Annotated in this window: 13 protein-coding genes; 5 read left to right on the forward strand and 8 right to left on the reverse strand. The window is 66.1% G+C overall.

What is annotated here, in order from left to right; genetic code table 11:
• Positions 1-6: 6 nt before the first annotated feature.
• From BMW75_RS05995 to BMW75_RS06020, 6 genes are all read right to left on the reverse strand, one after another.
• The gene (locus BMW75_RS05995) at positions 7-1,296 is read right to left on the reverse strand and encodes an NTP/NDP exchange transporter (RefSeq protein WP_092577835.1); all 1,290 of its coding nucleotides are present in this window, start codon (positions 1,294-1,296) and stop codon (positions 7-9) included.
• 4 nt (positions 1,297-1,300) lie between these two features.
• Positions 1,301-2,218 carry an aldo/keto reductase gene (locus BMW75_RS06000; protein WP_092577837.1) on the reverse strand — a complete coding sequence of 306 codons (918 nt, stop codon included), beginning with the start codon at positions 2,216-2,218 and terminating at the stop codon, positions 1,301-1,303.
• Between the two features lie 99 nt (positions 2,219-2,317).
• On the reverse strand, positions 2,318-3,028 hold the full coding sequence (locus BMW75_RS06005) for a Bax inhibitor-1/YccA family protein (protein ID WP_076519397.1): 711 nt from the start codon (positions 3,026-3,028) through the stop codon (positions 2,318-2,320).
• A gap of 133 nt (positions 3,029-3,161) precedes the next feature.
• Positions 3,162-3,620 carry a hypothetical protein gene (locus tag BMW75_RS06010; RefSeq protein ID WP_092577839.1) on the reverse strand — a complete coding sequence of 153 codons (459 nt, stop codon included), beginning with the start codon at positions 3,618-3,620 and terminating at the stop codon, positions 3,162-3,164.
• Between the two features lie 57 nt (positions 3,621-3,677).
• Positions 3,678-4,136, reverse strand: coding sequence for a DNA polymerase III subunit chi (locus BMW75_RS06015; RefSeq protein WP_371466708.1), 459 nt, complete (start codon positions 4,134-4,136; stop codon positions 3,678-3,680).
• Between the two features lie 25 nt (positions 4,137-4,161).
• Positions 4,162-5,670, reverse strand: coding sequence for a leucyl aminopeptidase (locus BMW75_RS06020; protein ID WP_092577843.1), 1,509 nt, complete (start codon positions 5,668-5,670; stop codon positions 4,162-4,164).
• 57 nt (positions 5,671-5,727) lie between these two features.
• Between BMW75_RS06020 and lptF the strand changes: the two genes are divergently transcribed.
• Entirely contained in the window at positions 5,728-6,831 is a 1,104-nt protein-coding gene (gene lptF, locus BMW75_RS06025) for an LPS export ABC transporter permease LptF (protein ID WP_092577845.1), read from the forward strand.
• A 38-nt stretch (positions 6,832-6,869) separates the two neighbouring features.
• Here lptF and BMW75_RS06030 read toward each other — a convergent pair whose 3' ends face one another.
• Positions 6,870-7,790, reverse strand: coding sequence for a LysR family transcriptional regulator (locus BMW75_RS06030; RefSeq protein ID WP_076519401.1), 921 nt, complete (start codon positions 7,788-7,790; stop codon positions 6,870-6,872).
• Positions 7,791-8,004: 214 nt separating this feature from the next.
• On the opposite strand from BMW75_RS06030, the gene BMW75_RS06035 reads away from it, so the two are divergent.
• From BMW75_RS06035 to BMW75_RS06050, 4 genes are all read left to right on the forward strand, one after another.
• Positions 8,005-9,222: an ABC transporter substrate-binding protein gene (locus tag BMW75_RS06035; protein WP_092577847.1), complete on the forward strand. Its 1,218-nt coding sequence runs from the start codon at positions 8,005-8,007 to the stop codon at positions 9,220-9,222.
• Positions 9,223-9,316: 94 nt separating this feature from the next.
• Complete coding sequence (locus BMW75_RS06040) at positions 9,317-10,810, forward strand: CoA-acylating methylmalonate-semialdehyde dehydrogenase (protein ID WP_092577848.1); 1,494 nt, start codon at positions 9,317-9,319, stop codon at positions 10,808-10,810.
• Positions 10,811-10,905: 95 nt separating this feature from the next.
• Positions 10,906-11,850, forward strand: a complete 945-nt coding sequence (locus BMW75_RS06045; RefSeq protein ID WP_076519404.1) for a CysB family HTH-type transcriptional regulator — start codon at positions 10,906-10,908, stop codon at positions 11,848-11,850.
• Between the two features lie 208 nt (positions 11,851-12,058).
• Complete coding sequence (locus BMW75_RS06050; RefSeq protein ID WP_035212827.1) at positions 12,059-12,382, forward strand: DUF2325 domain-containing protein; 324 nt, start codon at positions 12,059-12,061, stop codon at positions 12,380-12,382.
• Positions 12,383-12,566: 184 nt separating this feature from the next.
• Here BMW75_RS06050 and BMW75_RS06055 read toward each other — a convergent pair whose 3' ends face one another.
• On the reverse strand, positions 12,567-13,226 hold the full coding sequence (locus tag BMW75_RS06055; RefSeq protein WP_175493106.1) for a C40 family peptidase: 660 nt from the start codon (positions 13,224-13,226) through the stop codon (positions 12,567-12,569).
• Positions 13,227-13,270: the final 44 nt, after the last annotated feature.

Raw genomic sequence — 13,270 nt, forward strand, 5'->3', positions numbered from 1 at the left:
AAGAAACTAACTGATGTCGCCGTCGCGCCGGTCGGCCCGCTTGCCCAGCCCGTAGCCGACGGCGGCCGCGCCCAGCGCCACCGCGGCGCCCAATAGTGCAATCAGCGCCGCACCATAGCCCAGCATGTCGATGCCGGTCTTGACCCAGCCGCTGGCGGCATCGCCGCCGCGGTAGACCACGGTGTCGATGACATTCTTGGTCTTGTACTTGTCCTCGGGCGTGACCGCCGTGAACAGCATTTCCCGTCCGGGACGGATCAGCGCATATTCGCCCGCGCGGCGCAGGATCATGGCGCCCGCCAGCACGCCGAACACTGGATAGGCGGCGAGCGCCAGGAAGGCGATCGCCACGGCAAGCGGCACCGCGGTCAGCAGAAAGCGCAGGCCCAGGCGGGCGGCCACCCGGCCGGTGATGAAGACCTGCGACAGCAGCGCCAGCGTCTGCACCGTGAAATCCAGCGCGCTGAAAACGCGGATGCGCTGGGCCGTGTCGGGAAACGCATCGGCCACCAGCCGCGCCTGCTCCATGTAGAGGAAGGTGTTCAACGTCGCCAGCAGCACGACCAGCAGCGAGATGCCCAGCAGATAGCGCGACTGGAAGATGCGCCCCAGCCCCGCCAGGATGGTGCCTTCGATGGGATGCCGCATGTCCCGCAGGCCGGTGTCGGGCCGTGAGGCCGCGCGCCAGCCCAGCAGCCACTGCTTGAGCGGCAGCGTGGCCGTCAGCAGCAGGGCCGACAACAGCAGCAGGCCCGGCGGCCCCAGGCTGCCCGCCAGCAGGGCGCCCAGCAACGGGCCGCAGAGGCCGCCCGCGCTGGCGCCGGCGGCGATCAGCGCGAACAGCCGTTTGGCCGACTCCATGCGGAAGACGTCGGCCATGAGGCTCCAGGCGATGGAGACGACAAACAGATTGAAGACCGACAGCCAGACGTAGAACGCGCGCGCCGCCCAGACGCTGCCGGGCTGCAGGTGCAGCAGGGCTGCAAAGCCCGCCATGGTCAGCGCGAAGAGGGAGTAGACCCAGGTCACCAGCGTGGCCCGCGGCACGCGGGTGGAAATCCAGCCAAAGCACGGCACCACGGCCAGCGTGGCAAGAAAGGTGGCGGTGAACAACCATTGCAGCTGGTTCACGCCCGCCTGGATGCCCATGGTCTCGCGGATCGGCCGCAGCATGAAGTAGCCGCAGAAGAGAAAAAAGAAAAACGCGAAGCCGCAGGCGGCGGGCGCGAGTTCGTCTTCGTGGATGCCCAGGGCACGGGCGGCGCGCGCGCGCCACGGCGTGGGAATGACCGCCATGGCGTCAGGCGAGCAGCGCGGCGATGCGGTCGCGCAGGGCTGCGTCGGGCTGGGGGCCGAACCCGGCGCGCGCGTTGTCGGCCATGTTCACGGGCTTGGAGGTGGCGGGGATGACGGCCGTGACGGCGGGGTGGCCGATGATGAACTTCAGGAAGATCTGCGCCCAGGACGTGCAATCGATCTCGGCCGCCAGCTTGGGCAGCGCCACGCCCTTGACCTGCCGGAACAGCGCCCCGTCCTCGAACGGCCGGTTGATGAGCACCGCGACGCCGTTCGCCTGGCAGGCGGGCAGCAGGCGCTTTTCGGCGCTGCGCGAGGCGATCGACAGGTTCACCTGCACGAAATCGGGCTTTTCCCGTTCGACCAGTTCGGTCAGGTCGTCGTGGGCGTGGTCGGTGTAGTGGGTGATGCCGATGTAACGCGTCACCCCCTGTTGCTTCAGCTCGCGCAGCAGGGCGAGTTGATTGCGCGTGTCGATGAGGTTGTGGACCTGTATCAGATCCAGCTTGTCGCTGCCCAGGGCCTGCTGCGACTGGCGCACCTGGCGCATGGCCGATTCGTGCCCGCGCGTGCTGATCTTGGTGGCCAGGAACACCCGCTTGCGCAGGCCGCTCTCGCGGGCCAGCAGCGCCCCGGTCACGGCCTCGGCCTGGCCATAGCTCGGGGCGGTGTCGATCAGCGTGCCGCCGGCCTTGAGCAGCGTTTCAAGCACCTGGGCCAGGGGCGCCATGGCCGCGGCGTCGTCGGGGGCCACGTTGAAGGTGTCCGCGGTGCCCAGCCCGACGACCGGCAAGGTTTCGCCCGACGAGGGGATTGCGCGCTTGAGCATGGCCTGCCCGGAACTGGCTGCCCATGCCGGCCACGCGGTTCCGAAGAGGGCGGCGCTGGCGGCGGACTGGAGGAAGCGGCGGCGGTCGGGCATGGCGTGGCTCCGTCTGACGGGAAATCAAGGGGAAGGGCCAATGAAAAAGGGCCTACATGTACATGCAGGCCCCTTGGGTGCTGGTCTGGTGGCGGCGCGTTACTCGCGGTTGCCGCCGAAGATGCCCAGCAGCATCAGCAGGTTCGAAAAGACGTTGTAGACGTCAAGGTAGATGGCCAGGGTGGCGGAGACGTAGTTGGTCTCGCCGCCGTTGACCACGCGCTGCAGGTCCACCAGCATGAACGCCGAGAAAATCACGATGGCCAGCACCGAGATGGTCAGCATCAGGGCGGGCAGCTGCAGGAAGATGTTGGCCAGCGCAGCCACCAGGATCACGACGGCGCCGATGAACAGGAACTTCTGCAGTCCCGAGAGATCGCGCTTGATGGTCGTGGCCAGGGTGGCCATGGTGCCGAACACGATCGCCGTGCCGCCGAACGCCGTCATGACGAGCTGCGAGCCGTTGCTCATGCCCATCACGAAGCCGAGCAGGCGCGACAGCATGACGCCCATGAAGAACGTGAAGGCCAGCAGCAGGACCACGCCCAGCGAGCTGTTCTTGTTCTTTTCGATGGCGAACATCAGGCCAAAGGCGCCGACCAGGAAAACGATGGCCGACAGGCCGGGGCTGGCGCCCATGACCTGGTTGATGCCGGTGTAGAGGCCGACCGCCGCGCCCAGCACCGTGGGGATCAGCGACAGGGCCAGGAGCCAGTACGTGTTGCGCAGGACCTGGTTGCGAGCGACCTCGCCCGGCGCGCCGGCGACCGAGCCGGAACGGTTAAAAGGGGACGGACGATATTCGTTCATGGAGAACTCCTGTTTACGGCAAATATGGTGATTGCCTAGAAGGCTTAGATGCGAAGGATACCTTACAGTTCCCTGAAGAATCCAGTTGCAGGAAGAATGAACCCGGGGGCTGCCGGACGGGCAGGCGGGCGGTTCAACCGCGCCTCACATCGTTGAGCACACGGGACACGATAGCAGGCAATTCCGCGTCCATGCGGTCCTGCAGTTGCGTGACGGCGTCGGCCAGGGCTTGCCGCATGAGCTGTTCCACCTCGGCCTGCAGCCGCGCGGCCAGCACGGTGGCCTCGGGCAGGGCCGGCGCGGGCGGCGCCGCGGCCGGTTCCAGGGCGGGCGCGCGTTGCGGCAGGGGCGCGGCGGTCAGGCCGGGAACAGACGGCGCCGGTTCGTCGGGCTGCCCCAGGTCCGGCCCATCCGCCACATCCGCCACATCCGTCAACACGGGAAACGGGTCGTTCTCATAGACGGGGCCGACCTCGTCGGCCAGCTCCGTCAGCAGCGGCGCATTGGCCTCGTCGACGACGGGGGCGTGGAAGGAGGGCTCGGCCCGGTGGGTCAGGGTGGGGATACCGGGGTCGGATGAGCGAGAGGGCATGTGGACTCCCGAAATGCTTGTGGATGCGGCGCCGGGGCGCGCCATGGGCGGGGGCGGTCAGGCGCCCGGGGTCTTGCGGCTCAGGTCGTGGCTCTGGGGCGCGTGTCCGGCCGTCTGGTAAATCCGCCAGCGCTGGCGGGCCGCCTGCCGGTCGTCGGGATCGTCCGAGACGATTTCGAGCAGGCGGTCGAAGGCGTCGAAGCCGGGCGGGCAGTCGTCGTCCAGGTTCAGCAGCCAGGGCTGCGGCTGGTCGGGCTGGCCGGCCGCCTGCGCGGCCTCGCGCGGGTCGCCCGCGGTGAGCACCACCGGGGTTTCGCTGGCCAGCGGGTCGTTGGCCAGCACGTGCGGCACGAAGGCCGTGTCGTCGAATGCCCAGAGCAACCGGTCGAACGCGGCCAGCCGTGAGCCGTCTTTACAGTACACCACCAGCCGCTGTCCCGCCAGGACGCGCTTGCGCACGACCTGGCAGGCCATGCGCAGGCGGTCGGGCGCGCCGAAGGCGAAATCGATGCGCATCACGCGGCTTCCGGCGTCTGGCGCTTCAAGCCTGGTCCAGCAGGTACTGCATCAGCAGCGGCACCGGGCGTCCGGTCGCGCCCTTGTCCTTGCCGCCGCGCCAGGCGGTCCCGGCGATGTCCAGGTGCGCCCAGGGGTAGGCCTTGGCGAAGCGGGACAGGAAGCAGGCCGCCGTGACGGCGCCGGCCGGGGGGCCGCCGATGTTCGCGAGGTCGGCGAAATTGGACTTGAGCTGTTCCTGGTAGGCGTCGTCCATCGGCATGCGCCATGCGGTGTCCAGCGAACGGCGGCCGGCCGCCGCCAGCGCGTCCGCCAGTGCGTCGTCCTTGGAGAACAGCCCGGTGTTGACGTGGCCCAGCGCGACGACGCAGGCGCCGGTCAGGGTGGCGATGTCGATCACGGCCGACGGCTTGAAGCGTTCGGCGTAGGTCAGCGCGTCGCACAGGACGAGGCGGCCTTCGGCGTCGGTGTTCAGGATCTCGATGGTGAGGCCAGCCATGCTGGTGACCACGTCGCCCGGCTTGTTGGCCTTGCCGCTGGGCAGGTTCTCGCAGGCGGGGATCAGGCCGACGACGTCCAGGGGCAGCTCCAGTTCGGCCAGGGCGCGGAATGAACCGAGCACGCTGGCGGCGCCGCACATGTCGTACTTCATTTCGTCCATGGTGACCGCGGGCTTGAGCGAAATGCCGCCCGCATCGAACGTGATGCCCTTGCCGACCAGCACGATCGGACCCTGCGCGGCCTTGGCGCCCTTCTTGACAACCTTGGCGCCGGCATGGCGCAGCACGATGAAGCGCAGCGCTTCATCGGAGCCGCGCGCAACCGACAGGAACGAGCCCATGCCCAGCGCCTCGACTTGCTTGCGGTCCAGCACTTCGACCTTGATCGACTTGAATTCGCGCGCCAGGCGCTTGGCCGTGTCGCCCAGATAGGTGGGGGTGCAGATGTTGCCCGGCAGGTTGCCCAGCGTACGGGTCAGGTCCATGCCGTTGGCGATGGCGCTGCCTTCGCGCAGGCCCTTCTGGACCTGAGCCGCGTCGGCGCGTTCGACGATCTGCACGATCTTCTTGAGCTTGGGACGCGCATCGCGGTCGGGCTTGCCGAAGCTGGCGTCGTAGTGGTAGGTGGCGTTGCCCGCGGCAATGGCGGCGCTGCGCGCACGCGCAATGAGTTCGACGTCCGCGATGGGGTTGGCGACCAGGGTGGAGACGCCCTCGGCAAGCTGCGCCGCGACGCAGGCGGCGGCGAAAGCCTGTTCGGCCGACGCATGCGTGCGGGCCGAATATTCTTCCTGCTTGCCCAGACCGACCAGGACCACGCGCTGCGCGGCCACGCCCGGCAGATTGCGCAGGACCAGGGTGGAGCCGGTGCGGCCGCGGAATTCGCTCTTGACGACCGAACGCACGGCGCCGTTGGACGCGCGGTCGATGATGTCGGCTGCGGGGCTCAACACGCCGTCCGCGTACACGCCGACGGCGAGGGCGGCGGTTTTGACCTGGTGCAGGGAAGCAGTGGTCTGTGTGCTAAATTCCATGAGGGTTTCCCGTGTGCGTCTGTGTATGATGCGGTCGATTATCCCGCATATTCTCCCATGTCTCTATTCAAACGCTCTGTCGTCAGCGAGATCACCAGTCACGCTGGCGTTGTCTTTTCCACGTTGCTCGTCGTGTGGCTCAGCGTGCTTCTCGTGCGCCTGCTCGGCGAGGCCGCGGGAGGCAACATCGGAGCCGACGTGGTCGTGGTGCTGGCCGCGCTCTCGACCATCACCGCGCTGCCGACCATCCTGGCGGTCTCGATCTTCATCGCCGTGCTCACCACCGTCACCCGCAATTACCGTGAATCGGAAATGGTGGTGTGGTTTGCCAGCGGCCTGTCGCTGGCCGATTGGCTCAAGCCCGTGCTGCGCGTGGCCGTTCCTGTCGCGATCGCGGTGGCGGGCCTGACGCTGGTGGCCTCGCCCTGGGCCTATCGCCAGATCGGCGAATACCACGAGCGCTTCGAACAGCGCTCCGACCTGTCCAAGGTCACAGCCGGGCAGTTCGCCGAATCCTCCGGCGGCAACCGCGTGTTCTTCGCGGAAGACCCCGTCAATCCCAGCGACGAACTCGGCAACGTGTTCGCGCGCGAGATCGGCCCCGAATGGCTCAGCGTGCTGACCGCCAGCAGCGCGCACAGCGAGACCCTGCCCAATGGCGACCGCTTCCTGGTGCTGGGCGAAGGCCACCGCTACGACCTGAAGCCGGGCACCCCGGAGTTGCGCCTGGTGCATTTCGAAAAATACGGCGTGCGCCTCGAAAGCAAGTCCGGCGGCGACCCGGTGGCCGAAGCCCGCGCCGCCGCGGAACGCTCGTCCAAGGCGCGTTCCACGCCGCAGCTCATCGAAGACAACACCGACAGCAGCTGGTCGCAGGTCATGTGGCGGATCTCGCTGCCGCTGGCGGCGCTGAACCTGGCATTGCTGGCCATTCCGCTTGGCGCGGTGAATCCGCGGCTGGGCCGCTCGGGGGACCTGCTCATCGCCGGCCTGGTCGGGTTGCTCTATATGAACCTGATCAACCTGTCGCGCGCCTGGATCTCCAGCGGCAAGCTCAGCTTCGGGCTGGGCGTGTGGGCAATCCACGGCGCGGTCGCGCTGCTGACCGCCTTCCTGCTGATGCGCCGCCTGCGCGTCAAGGCGCCCAAGAACGCCGCATAGCGAAACGGCGCCTTGCGGAGAACGCTGGGCGCCGTCTTTCAGGGCAGATACTTCATCGTTCCGCGCCGGCCTGCCAGCAGGTCGGCGTTCTTCAACACCGATTTGCGGATGAACTCCCACAGCGCGGTCACGCGCTTGAGTTTGCGCAGGTCTTCGTGGCAATACATCCAGAACGAGCGCGTGATCGCGATCTCGTCCTCCAGCACGGGTTTGAGCCTGGGGTCCTGCGCCGCGATGAAGCAGGGCAGGATCGCGAGCGACTGTCCCTGCAGCGCCGCGTGATACTGGGCCACCACGCTCGTGCTGCGCAACACCACCTTGCTGGCGGGCAGCACGTCCTCCAGGTAGCGCAGGCGTTCACTGAACAGCAGCTCGTCCACATACCCGATGAAGGTGTGGTCCGCGAGGTCCGCGCGCTCGTTGATGGGGGCGTGCTTGGCCAGGTAGCCCGGCGTGCCGTACAGGCGCAGCGTGTAGTCGCACAGCTTGCTGCACACATAAGGCCCGCGCTGCGGGCGCTCGATGGTGATGGCCAGGTCCGCTTCGCGCTTGGACAGGCTGACAAAGCGCGGCACGGGCAGGATGTCCAGCGTGATGTGCGGATAGCGCCGCTGGAAGTCCGCGGCAAGCGGCGTCAGCACGTAGCTGCCGAAACCTTCGGTGGCGCCGATGCGCAGGTGCCCCGATAGCGCCTGCCCGATCCCGGACAGGTTTTCGCGCGCGGTATGCACCACGCTTTCCATCTGCTCGGCGTGGACGAACAGCCGCTGGCCGTCGTCCGTCAGCACGAAACCCGCGCTGCGGGATTTTTCGAAAAGCAGGGTGTCCAGTTCCGTTTCGAGCGCGCGGATGCGGCGCGATACGGTGGTGTGTTCGACGCCGAGCTTGCGCGCCGCCGCGCTGACGCGCTGGGTGCGGGCCACTTCCAGGAAATATCGCAGACTGTCCCAATCAAGCAAGATCCGGCGCTCCAGCCCCTGGCGACGCAACGCGCAAGAGGCGATGTTGGTATGTGCATGGATGCACAAGGAATGTGCATTTCTGGTGTTGCTTGTTGATTTTCACACATCTACACTGGATCGGCTGGCCTTGGGCTAAGCCCTGGGACCGCAGGCCGCAAAGACGGCGCCATAACGCTAACACTCAGCGCATAAATACTCAGGAGACAAATCCATGAAATTGCACGCACGCGGGCTCGCCGCAGGCTTGTGTCTGGGCGCCGGATTGCTTGGGCAAGCCCTCGCGGCGGACAAGCCGCCAGTGAAGATCGGCATTCTGACGGACATGTCCGGCACCTATGCCGGGATGGGGGGAGCGGGCTCGGTCGCGGCGGCGCAGTTGGCCATCGACGACTGCCTGGCCGCGGAGTGCAAGGGCATGAAGATCGACCTGGTGTCCGCGGACAACCAGAACAAGGCGGACGTCGGCGCCGCCCGGGCGCGCGAATGGTTCGACCGCGACGGCGTCACCGCCATCGCCGACCTGACCAATTCCGCCGTGGCGCTGGCCGTGCAAGGCATCGCCCGGGAAAAGAACAAGGTCGTGATGTTCTCCGGTCCCGCCACCACGGCGTTGACCAACAAGGAATGCTCGCCGGTCGGCTTTCACTGGATGTTCGACACGTACTCGCAGTCGGCGGGCGGCGCCAAGGCCACTGTCCGGGCGGGCGGCAAGTCCTGGTTCTTCATCACCGTCGATTACGCCTTCGGCCATTCGCTGGAAGCCGACACCGTCAAGGCCGTGCAGGCGCTGGGCGGCACCGTGGCCGGCAACGTGCGCCATCCCCTGAACGCGCCGGACTTCGCGTCCTACCTGCTGCAGGCGCAAAGTTCCAAGGCGCAGGTGGTGGCGCTGGCCAATGGCGGCCAGGACACCGTGAACGCCGTCAAGCAGGCGCGCGAGTTCGGCATCGTGGCGGGCGGCCAGCGGCTCGTGTCGCTGCTGATCTTCCTGTCCGACCTGCGTGCGCTCGGCCTGGAAAACGCGCAGGGCCTGTCTTATGTGGACGGCTTTTACTGGGATTACGACGATGCGTCGCGCGAATGGTCTTCGCGCTTCGAAAAGGCGTTCCGCGGCCTGAAGCCCACCATGACGCAGGCCGGCGTGTATTCCAGCGTGCTGCATTACCTGCGCGCCGTGGCCGCCGCCAACAGCACCGATGGCAAGGTGGTGGCCGACAAGATGCGTGACCTGCCCATCAAGGATCCGATCATGCGCAATGCGTCGATCCGTCCCGATGGCCGGGTCATTCACGACATGTACCTGTATGAAGTCAAGAAGCCCGCGGACTCCAAGGGCGGCTGGGACTACTCGAAGCTCGTGGCCACCATCCCGGCGGCAGAAGCCTTCCAGCCCCTGGCCGACTCCACCTGCCCGCTGGTGAAGAAATAGTCTGCGCGCGCCCCGGCCGCGGCGCCGGGGCGCCGCAAGATCCAAGAACGCGGATGTCCATCCGCATCGACTACGCAGTGTGAGGAGCATCAAAATGAGTGAAGTCCCGCGCGTCCCGCTACTGATCGGCGGCAAGCTCGTACAGTCCAAAACCACCGAATGGCGAGACGTGATCAACCCCGCCACCCAGGAGGTCGTCGCCAAGGTGCCCTTCGCCACGCGCGAAGAACTGAACCTGGCCGTCTCCAACGCCAAGGAGGCTTTCAAAACCTGGCGCAACAGCGGGCAGGGCGCGCGGATGCGCGTCATGCTGAAGTTCCAGGAGCTGCTGCGCGCCAACACCGGCAAGCTGGCCGAGATGATCACCCGCGAGCACGGCAAGACGCTGCCCGACGCCGAAGGCGAAGTCGGCCGCGGCCTGGAAGTGGTCGAGCATGCGTGCTCCATCGCCAACCTGCAGTTGGGTGAATACGCCGAAAACGCCGCGTCCGGCATCGACGTCTACACCCTGATCCAGCCGCTGGGCGTGTGCGCGGGCATCACCGCGTTCAACTTCCCGGTGATGCTGCCGTGCTTCATGTTCCCGATCGCCGTGGCCTGCGGCAATACCTTCGTGCTCAAGCCGTCCGAGCAGGATCCGACGTCCTCGCTGTTCCTGGCCCAGCTGGCGCTGGAAGCCGGCCTGCCGCCGGGCGTGCTGAACGTCGTGCACGGCGGCCCCGAGACGGCCAACGGCCTGTGCGAGCATCCGGACATCAAGGCGGTGTCGTTCATCGGCTCGACCCGCGTGGGCACCGAGATCTACAACCGCGCCTCCGCCGCCGGCAAGCGCTGCCAGTCCATGATGGGCGCCAAGAACCACTGCGTGATCCTGCCGGACGCCGATCCGGAAGTGGCGCTGAACCAGTTGCTGGGCGCCGCCTTCGGCGCGGCCGGCCAGCGCTGCATGGCCTCGTCGGTGGCCGTGCTGGTGGGCGAGGCCCGCAACTGGCTGCCCGACTTCGTCGAGCGCGCCAAGAAGCTCAAGGTCAACGTCGGCACGGATCGCGAAGCCGATCTCGGGCCCCTGGTGTCGCCCAACGCCAAGAAGCGCGTCGAAAGCCTGATCCAGAAGGGCGTGGACGAAGGCGCCAAGCTGCTGCTCGATGGCCGAAACCTCAAGGTGTCGGGCTTTGAGTCGGGCAATTTCGTGGGTCCGACCGTGTTCGATGCGGTGGCCGAAGACATGACCATCTACACCGAGGAAATCTTCGGACCGGTCCTGTGCTGCGTCGGCGTCGAGACGCTGGAAGACGCGGTGGCGTTCATCAACCGCAACCCCAACGGCAACGGCGTTGCCCTGTTTACGCAGGACGGGGGCGCGGCGCGCTACTTCCAGAACAACATCGATGTGGGCCAGGTCGGCATCAACGTCCCCATTCCAGTGCCGGTGGCGTGGTTCAGCTTCACGGGTTCGCGCGGCTCCAAGCTGGGCGACCTGGGTCCGAACGGCAAGCAGGCGGTGCAATTCTGGACGCAGACCAAGACCGTGACGGCGCGCTGGTCGGCGCATGCCAAGACGGTCAACACCACGATCTCGATGCGCTAAAAGGAGGGACGCCTTGCTCCTAAGCTTATACGAATAATTCATATAGCAAGGCGTTCTTATTACTTATAATTGGCCCGTCTATCAGGGGCCGATTAATGAACCTCCAGCAATTTCGTTTCGTGCGTGAAACCATCCGGCGCGACTTCAACCTGACCGAAGCCGCCCGGATGCTCTATACCTCGCAGCCGGGCGTGTCCAAGGCCATCATCGAATTCGAAGACGAGCTGGGCATCAAGATCTTCGAGCGGCACGGCAAACGCATCAAGGGGCTGACCAAGCCCGGCCTCGCCGTGTCCCAGGTGATCGACCGCATCATGCGCGAGGTCGACAACCTGAAAAAGGTCAGCGACGAATTCGCGCGCCGTGACGAAGGCGGACTGGTCATTGCTTGCACCCACACCCAGGCGCGCTATCTGCTGCCGCGTGTGATCCCCGCATTCCGCAAGCAATTCCCGAAGGTCCACCTGTCGCTGGCCGAGGGCAGTCCGGCCCAGCTTGCCGAAATGGTGCTGCATGAACAGGCCGATCTGGCGCTGGCGACCGAATCGCTGGCCCTGACGCCGGGCCTGGCCACCTTGCCCGTCTATGCGTGGGAACACACTGTGGTCGTGCGTCCGGACCACCCGCTTGCCGAGCTGACCTCCAGCGCGGCCAAGCGCCTGTCGCTGGCGCAACTGGCCGAATATCCCATCGTTACCTATGACCGCGCCTTCACCGGCCGCAGCACGATCGACGAGATTTTCGCCAACCAGGGCATCCATCCGGACATCGTGCTCGAAGCCATCGACGCCGACGTGATCAAAACCTATGTGGACGTGGGCCTGGGCATCGGCATCATCGCCGGCGTCGCCTACGACCCGCGCCGCGATTCGAATCTGGTCGGTCTGCCGGTGGGGCACCTGTTCGGCACGCACACCACCCGCGTGGGCGTGAAGGCCGGCGTGTTCCTGCGCGACTACGTCTACACCTTCCTGGAGATGCTGGCGCCGTCGCTGACCCGGGCCGTGGTCACCGACGCCGTGCAAGGCGTGCCCAAGTAGGGCGGTCCCAACTGCCTGCGCCGCCCCATGCGCGACGTCTCGATGACGTCGCGTTTTTTTTGCCCCGGCCCAGCGCGAGGGCCCTGCCGGCTATCCCCTGGCGTCATCTCATAAAAATAATTAAATAAGAACTGGTCTCATTTAAGTTGACGAAAAAATAGGAATCATTATCATTACATCCAGGCTCAACGACCCAGTGAGGTACATCATGACGGCAGGACTTAGTGCAGTGGTAGTGGGCGCCGACCGCCTCGGCAATATTCCCGATCTGCTCAAGGGACACAACATTTCGATCACGCACCACATCAGCGGTCGTGATCCCTCGCATCAAAAGAAGACCTTGCAACTGCCCTCGGGCACGCAACTGGTCATCCTGCTGACCGATTTCCTCGGCCACAACGTCATGAAGACCTTCCGCAACGCGGCGCAGCGCGGCGGCATCCGGGTCGTGGCTTGTCGCCGCTCGGTGTGCAGCATGCAGCAAGCCCTGCAGCAGTGCGGCCTTTGCCCGCGCGCCGGCACGGTACATTGACGGAACGCGTCTTGCCGCGCATTCACGAAGAACTGGGGAGGCCGATACGGCCTGCGGCCTGAAACGCCGCGAAGAGAAAAAATAAAAACGCCGCCGGACGGGATCGTCTGGCGGCGTTTTGCATTTTTGGAGGATGGTGCGCCGGGTGCGCTGCGTGCGAAGATGCCGGCGAAGGGCGGGGCGGTCAGTTTGCCGCGCGAGCCGACGCCATCAAGGTGTTGTCCAGGCGGCGGGCGCCGTTGTAGCGTTTGCTCCAGTAGGCCATGGTCATGTTTTCGACACGCACCACGCCGCCGGCGCTGGGGGAATGCACGAAGCGGTCGTCGCCCAGGTAGATGCCTACGTGGGAATAGCGGCGGCCCATCGTGTTGAAGAAGACGAGATCGCCGGCCTTGAGCTCATTTTTGGCGACGGCCACGCCTTGGCGCGCGATTTCCGCGGCATTGCGCGGCAGCTTCAGGCCCAGCCCGCGTTCGGCCGAGTAGGCCACCAGGCCGCTGCAGTCGAAACCGGTGTCGGGGGAACTGCCGCCGAAGCGGTAGCGGATGCCCAGGTGGTTCAGGGCCTCGCTGACCATGGCGTTGTCGCTGGAGACGCCGGCAAGGTTGCGTTGGCGTTCACGCTTGAATTTCTGCACCACCAGCATGCCGATCGGGTCATCGGCGGTGGCGACCCATTCCATCTCGTAGGGATCGATCTCGGACGAATGGGCGGTTGACTTTTGGCTATTGCTTGCACAACCGGCCACACCCGCGACGCACGCAACCAACGCGAGCAGGCGCAAACCGCGCTTTGCATGGCCAGTGGTTGAATTGAATCGCGCGAGTATGGAGTGTCGATGCATTCGCCTGGGGATGAATCACTGAAGACGGCAACAACCCGCGCATT

This window comes from Achromobacter sp. NFACC18-2 (genome assembly GCF_900108985.1).
Classification (GTDB): domain Bacteria; phylum Pseudomonadota; class Gammaproteobacteria; order Burkholderiales; family Burkholderiaceae_B; genus Achromobacter.

Excerpts from the sequence above, each read along its gene's own strand:
- BMW75_RS05995 (WP_092577835.1), bottom strand. The coding sequence starts at position 1,296 with ATGGCGGTCATTCCCACGCCGTGGCGCGCGCGCGCCGCCCGTGCCCTG.
- BMW75_RS06000 (WP_092577837.1), bottom strand. The coding sequence starts at position 2,218 with ATGCCCGACCGCCGCCGCTTCCTCCAGTCCGCCGCCAGCGCCGCCCTC.
- BMW75_RS06005 (WP_076519397.1), bottom strand. The coding sequence starts at position 3,028 with ATGAACGAATATCGTCCGTCCCCTTTTAACCGTTCCGGCTCGGTCGCC.
- BMW75_RS06010 (WP_092577839.1), bottom strand. The coding sequence starts at position 3,620 with ATGCCCTCTCGCTCATCCGACCCCGGTATCCCCACCCTGACCCACCGG.
- BMW75_RS06015 (WP_371466708.1), bottom strand. The coding sequence starts at position 4,136 with ATGCGCATCGATTTCGCCTTCGGCGCGCCCGACCGCCTGCGCATGGCC.
- BMW75_RS06020 (WP_092577843.1), bottom strand. The coding sequence starts at position 5,670 with ATGGAATTTAGCACACAGACCACTGCTTCCCTGCACCAGGTCAAAACC.
- lptF (WP_092577845.1), top strand. The coding sequence starts at position 5,728 with ATGTCTCTATTCAAACGCTCTGTCGTCAGCGAGATCACCAGTCACGCT.
- BMW75_RS06035 (WP_092577847.1), top strand. The coding sequence starts at position 8,005 with ATGAAATTGCACGCACGCGGGCTCGCCGCAGGCTTGTGTCTGGGCGCC.
- BMW75_RS06040 (WP_092577848.1), top strand. The coding sequence starts at position 9,317 with ATGAGTGAAGTCCCGCGCGTCCCGCTACTGATCGGCGGCAAGCTCGTA.
- BMW75_RS06045 (WP_076519404.1), top strand. The coding sequence starts at position 10,906 with ATGAACCTCCAGCAATTTCGTTTCGTGCGTGAAACCATCCGGCGCGAC.
- BMW75_RS06050 (WP_035212827.1), top strand. The coding sequence starts at position 12,059 with ATGACGGCAGGACTTAGTGCAGTGGTAGTGGGCGCCGACCGCCTCGGC.
- BMW75_RS06055 (WP_175493106.1), bottom strand. The coding sequence starts at position 13,226 with ATGCATCGACACTCCATACTCGCGCGATTCAATTCAACCACTGGCCAT.